This is a genomic window from Streptomyces sp. NPDC006655, assembly GCF_040703965.1.
GTDB lineage: Bacteria > Actinomycetota > Actinomycetes > Streptomycetales > Streptomycetaceae > Streptomyces.
In genome coordinates this window covers 1-4,711 of sequence record NZ_JBEYJU010000211.1, presented here as the reverse complement: position 1 = coordinate 4,711, position 4,711 = coordinate 1, and the positions used below count along the sequence as shown (strand labels likewise).

The window sequence follows — 4,711 nt, the reverse complement described above, 5'->3', positions numbered from 1 at the left end:
CCAGCACCATCGACAGGTACTGCCGGGCGATCTCCTCCGGGCTGTGCTGTCCGCCCGGCCGGTACCAGGAGGCGGCGACCCAGACCGTGTCGCGCCGCGCTTCTCGCGTACCCGCACGGAGATGTGGATCGGCGTGCCCTCGAAGCCGAACTCCTCGCGCAGCCGGCGTTCGATGAAGCGGCGGTAGCCCGCCTCGATGAACCCGGAGGCGAACAGGACGAACCGCGGCGGCTTGGTGCCGGCCTGGGTGCCGAACAGGATGCGCGGCTGCTTCCCGCCCCGCACCGGGTGCGGGTGGGCGGAGACCAGCTCGCCGAGGAAGGCGTTGAGACGGCCGGTCGGCACGCGGGTCTCCCAGCCGGCCAGGGCGGTCTCGATCGCGGGGACCAGCTTCTCCATGTGGCGTCCGGTGCGCGCGGAGACGTTGACGCGAGGCGCCCAGGCGACCTGGCCGAGCTCGGTCTCGATTTCGCGCTCCAGGTAGTAGCGGCGCTCCTCGTCGAGGGTGTCCCACTTGTTGAAGGCGAGGACGACCGCGCGGCCCGCCTCGACGGCCATGGTGACGATGCGCTGGTCCTGCACCGAGATGGACTCGGAGGCGTCGATCAGGATGACCGCGAGCTCGGCCTTCTCCACCGCCGCCGCGGTGCGCAGCGAGGCGTAGTAGTCGGCGCCCTGCTGGAGGTGGACGCGCTTGCGGATACCCGCGGTGTCGACGAACTTCCAGGTGACTCCGCCGAGTTCGATCAGCTCGTCGACGGGGTCGCGAGTGGTGCCGGCGAGTTCGTTGACGACGACGCGCTCCTCGCCCGCCACCTTGTTGAGGAGGGAGGACTTGCCGACGTTCGGACGGCCGATGAGGGCGATCCGGCGGGGGCCGCCGACCCCGGCCCCGCCGAAGGTCTGCTCGGGTGCCTCGGGCAGCGCCTCCAGGACGGCGTCCAGCATGTCGCCGGTGCCGCGGCCGTGCAGCGCGGAGACCGGGTGGGGCTCGCCGAGGCCCAGGGACCAGAGGTAGGCCGCGTCGGCCTCGCCGCTCGGGCCGTCGACTTTGTTGGCGGCCAGCACGACGGGCTTGCCGGCCTTGCGCAGCAGGCGTACGACCGCCTCGTCGGTGTCGGTGGCGCCGACCTTGGCGTCGACGACGAACACGACCGCGTCGGCCGCCTCGATCGCGTACTCCGCCTGGGCGGCCACGGAGGCGTCGATGCCGAGGACGTCCTGCTCCCAGCCGCCGGTGTCGACGACCTTGAAGCGGCGGCCCGCCCACTCGGCCTCGTAGGTCACCCGGTCGCGGGTGACGCCGGGCTTGTCCTCGACGACGGCCTCACGGCGGCCGATGATGCGGTTCACGAGTGTCGACTTGCCGACGTTCGGGCGGCCGACGACGGCCAGGACGGGGAGCGGTCCGTGGCCCGCCGCCTCGATGGCGCCCTCGACGTCCTCGATGTCGAAGCCCTCTTCGGCGGCGAGCTCCATGAACTCCGCGTACTCGGCGTCGCCGAGCGCCCCGTGGTCGTACTCGTGCGCAGCCGAGTCGCCGGGCTGGCTGTGGTCGTTCATGAAGTCCGTACCTCGTCGTTCATCGTGGTGATCGGTGGAACAGCCCTTACCGGGCGGATCCACTACTCAGTGTCGCCTGGCGTCCGGTCAGACGCCTGGCGTTTTCCAGGTGGCCGGTGAGCTGCTTCTGGATGCGCTCGGTGGCCTCGTCCAGGGCCTTGCGGGTGCGGCGGCCGGTGCCGTCGCCCGCCTCGAACGGGTCGCCGAAGACGACGTCGACGCGGGAGCGCAGCGGCGGCAGCCCCTTTACCAACCGTCCCTGCCGCTCGGAACTTCCCAGGACGGCCACCGGCACGACGGGCGCCCCGGAGCGCACCGCGAAGTAGGCGAGGCCCGCGCGCAGCGCGGCGAAGTCGCCGTCGCCCCGGCTGCCCTCGGGGAAGATCCCGAGCACTCCCCCGGCCTCCAGGACGCCGAGCGCCCGGGTGACCGCCGTGCGGTCGGTGGACCGGCGGTCCACCTTCAGCTGGCCGATCCGGGTCAGGAACGGGTCGAGCGGGCCGACGAACGCCTCCTTCTTGATGAGGAAGTGCGTCGGCCGCGGCGACACGCCCATCACCATCGGTCCGTCGATGTTGTGGGAGTGGTTCACGGCGAGGATCGCCGGGCCCTGCGCGGGCATCTTCCAGGCGCCGAGCACGCGCGGCTTCCACAGCCCGTACATGAGGCCGACCCCGATGCGCCGCCCGGTCTCGGCGCCCCGCTGCGACGGAAGGCTCACTTCCCGGCCCGCTTCTCCTCGACGAGGGTGACGACACACTCTATGACCTGGGCCAGCGTCAGCTCGGTGGTGTCCACCTCGACCGCGTCGCCCGCCTTGGCGAGCGGCGAGGTCTTGCGGGTCGAGTCGGCCGCGTCCCGCTGGAGCAGGGCCTCGCGGGTGGCGTTGACGTCGGCGCCCTTCAGTTCGCCGCTGCGGCGGGCGGCACGCGCCTCGGCGGAGGCGGTGAGGAAGACCTTCAGGTCGGCGTCGGGCAGCACGGTGGTGCCGATGTCCCGGCCTTCGACGACGATCCCGGCCTCGGCGGAGGAGGCCAGGGAACGCTGGAGCTCGGTGATCCGGGTGCGTACCTCGGGCACCGCGCTGACCGCGCTCACCTTGGAGGTGACGTCCTGGGTGCGGATCGGGCCGGAGACGTCGACGCCGTCGACCGTGATCGTCGGGTGGGCCGGGTCGGTGCCGGAGACGATCTCCGGCTTGCCGGCCACCGCGGCGATCGCCGTGGGGTCGGTGAGGTCGATGCCGTTGTTCACCATCCACCAGGTGATCGCCCGGTACTGGGCGCCGGTGTCCAGGTAGCTGAGGCCCAGCTGCGCGGCCACGGCCTTGGACGTGCTCGACTTGCCGGTGCCCGAGGGGCCGTCGATCGCGACAATCACGGGCTTTGCGGCGCCGTTTTCCACGGGGGGACACCTTCCGGGTGCAGGTGGTGGGTGGTGTGCGGGACGCCAGTGCGCCCCGCACAAGGTTACCGGCCCCCGGGACCGCCAAAATCAGCGCAGGTCCTGTCGTCTACTGCCGCAGCGCCCAGCCACGGTCCCGCAGCGCCGACGTGAGCACCGGCACCGCCTTCGGCTCGACCCACAGCTGGACGTGACCGGCCTGCTGACCGGTCGCGTGCTCGATCCGCACGTCCTCGACGTTGACCCCGGCCGCGCCGGCGTCCGCGAAGATCCGGGCCAGCTGGCCGGGCTGGTCGTCGATGAGCACCGCCACGACCTCGTAGGCCCGCGGCGCCGAGCCGTGCTTGCCGGGCACCCGGACCTGGCCCGCGTTGCCGCGGCGCAGCACGTCCTCGATGCCGGCGCCGCCCTCGCGCCGCTCGGACTCGTCCGGGGACTGCAGGGCGCGCAGCGCGCGGACCGTCTCGTCGAGGTCGGCGGAGACGTCGGCGAGCAGGTCGGCGACCGGGCCGGGGTTCGCGGAGAGGATGTCGATCCACATCCGGGGGTCGGAGGCGGCGATCCGGGTCACGTCGCGGATGCCCTGCCCGCACAGGCGTACGGCCGCTTCCTCGGCGTGCTCCAGTCGGGCGGCGACCATGCTGGAGACCAGGTGGGGCATGTGGGAGACCAGGGCCACGGCGCGGTCGTGGGCGTCGGCGTCCATGACGACCGGGACGGCGCGGCAGTGCGAGACCAGCTCCAGGGCGAGGTTCAGCACCTCGGTGTCGGTGTCCCGGGTCGGGGTGAGCACCCAGGGGCGGCCCTCGAAGAGGTCGGCGGTGGCCGCCAGCGGGCCGGACTTCTCCCGGCCGGACATGGGGTGCGTGCCGATGTAGGACGACAGGTCCAGGCCGCGCGCCTCCAGCTCGCGGCGCGGGCCGCCCTTGACGCTGGCCACGTCGATGTAGCCGCGGGCCACGCCCCTGCCCATGGCGTCCGCGAGGACGGACGCCACATGGGCGGGCGGGGCGGCGACGATCGCCAGGTCGACGGGGCCGGCGGGCGCCTCGTCGGTGCCCGCGCCGAGCGCGGCCGCGGTGCGGGCCTGCTCGGGGTCGTGGTCGGCGAGGTGGACGACGACGCCCCGCTGGGAAAGGGCGAGCGCGGCGGAGGTACCGATCAGGCCGGTACCGATGACGAGCGCGGTTCTCACTGGGCGATGTCCTTGCGCAGGGCGGCCGCCGCCCCGAGGTAGACGTGGTTGATCTCGGCGCGGGGCCGCTCGGACTCGACGTGCGCCAGGATCCGTACGACCCTGGGCATGGCGCCCGCGATGTCCAGTTCCTGGGCGCAGATCAGGGGCACGTCGACGATGCCGAGCTTGCGCGCGGCGGCCGCCGGGAAGTCGCTGTGCAGGTCGGGCGTGGCCGTGAACCAGATGCTGATCAGGTCGTCGGCGGTCAGCCCGTTCCGCTCCAGGATGGCCGTGAGCAGTGCTCCGACCTGCTCGTCCATGTGACCGGCCTCGTCCCGCTCCAGCTGGACGGCCCCACGGACCGCTCGTACCGCCACGGTGCTGCTCCTGTTCTGACGTCGCCCTCTTGCTCCGTCCAGCGTAGTCAGACCGCCGCCGGACCCGTGCGCCGTGCCCGCCCGCTGAGACGCCTTAGGGCCCTTCTGATGGATCTCCGCGGCGTCGCGACGCCCGGCACGCACGCTCGACGCACGGGGTGGCGGGCCAGGTGGCTCCGCCACATGACCC

At 72.8% G+C, this 4,711-nt stretch carries 5 protein-coding genes; all 5 read right to left on the bottom strand.

Annotated features, from left to right (window positions below):
• A partial coding sequence (der, locus tag AB0958_RS44475) for a ribosome biogenesis GTPase Der (RefSeq protein WP_366896185.1) occupies positions 1-1,563 on the bottom strand: 1,563 nt, incomplete at its 3' end.
• A 46-nt stretch (positions 1,564-1,609) separates the two neighbouring features.
• Entirely contained in the window at positions 1,610-2,227 is a 618-nt protein-coding gene (locus AB0958_RS44470) for a lysophospholipid acyltransferase family protein (RefSeq protein WP_366896186.1), read from the bottom strand.
• 53 nt (positions 2,228-2,280) lie between these two features.
• The gene (gene cmk, locus AB0958_RS44465) at positions 2,281-2,967 is read right to left on the bottom strand and encodes a (d)CMP kinase (protein ID WP_366896184.1); all 687 of its coding nucleotides are present in this window, start codon (positions 2,965-2,967) and stop codon (positions 2,281-2,283) included.
• A 109-nt stretch (positions 2,968-3,076) separates the two neighbouring features.
• On the bottom strand, positions 3,077-4,162 hold the full coding sequence (locus AB0958_RS44460; protein WP_366896183.1) for a prephenate dehydrogenase: 1,086 nt from the start codon (positions 4,160-4,162) through the stop codon (positions 3,077-3,079).
• Entirely contained in the window at positions 4,159-4,521 is a 363-nt protein-coding gene (aroH, locus tag AB0958_RS44455) for a chorismate mutase (protein ID WP_358977371.1), read from the bottom strand. Before aroH ends, AB0958_RS44460 begins: the two co-directional genes overlap by 4 nt.
• Between the last annotated feature and the right edge of the window lie 190 nt (positions 4,522-4,711).

Coding starts and splice junctions, on each gene's coding strand:
- AB0958_RS44470 (WP_366896186.1), bottom strand. CDS start 2,227: ATGTACGGGCTGTGGAAGCCGCGCGTGCTCGGCGCCTGGAAGATGCCC.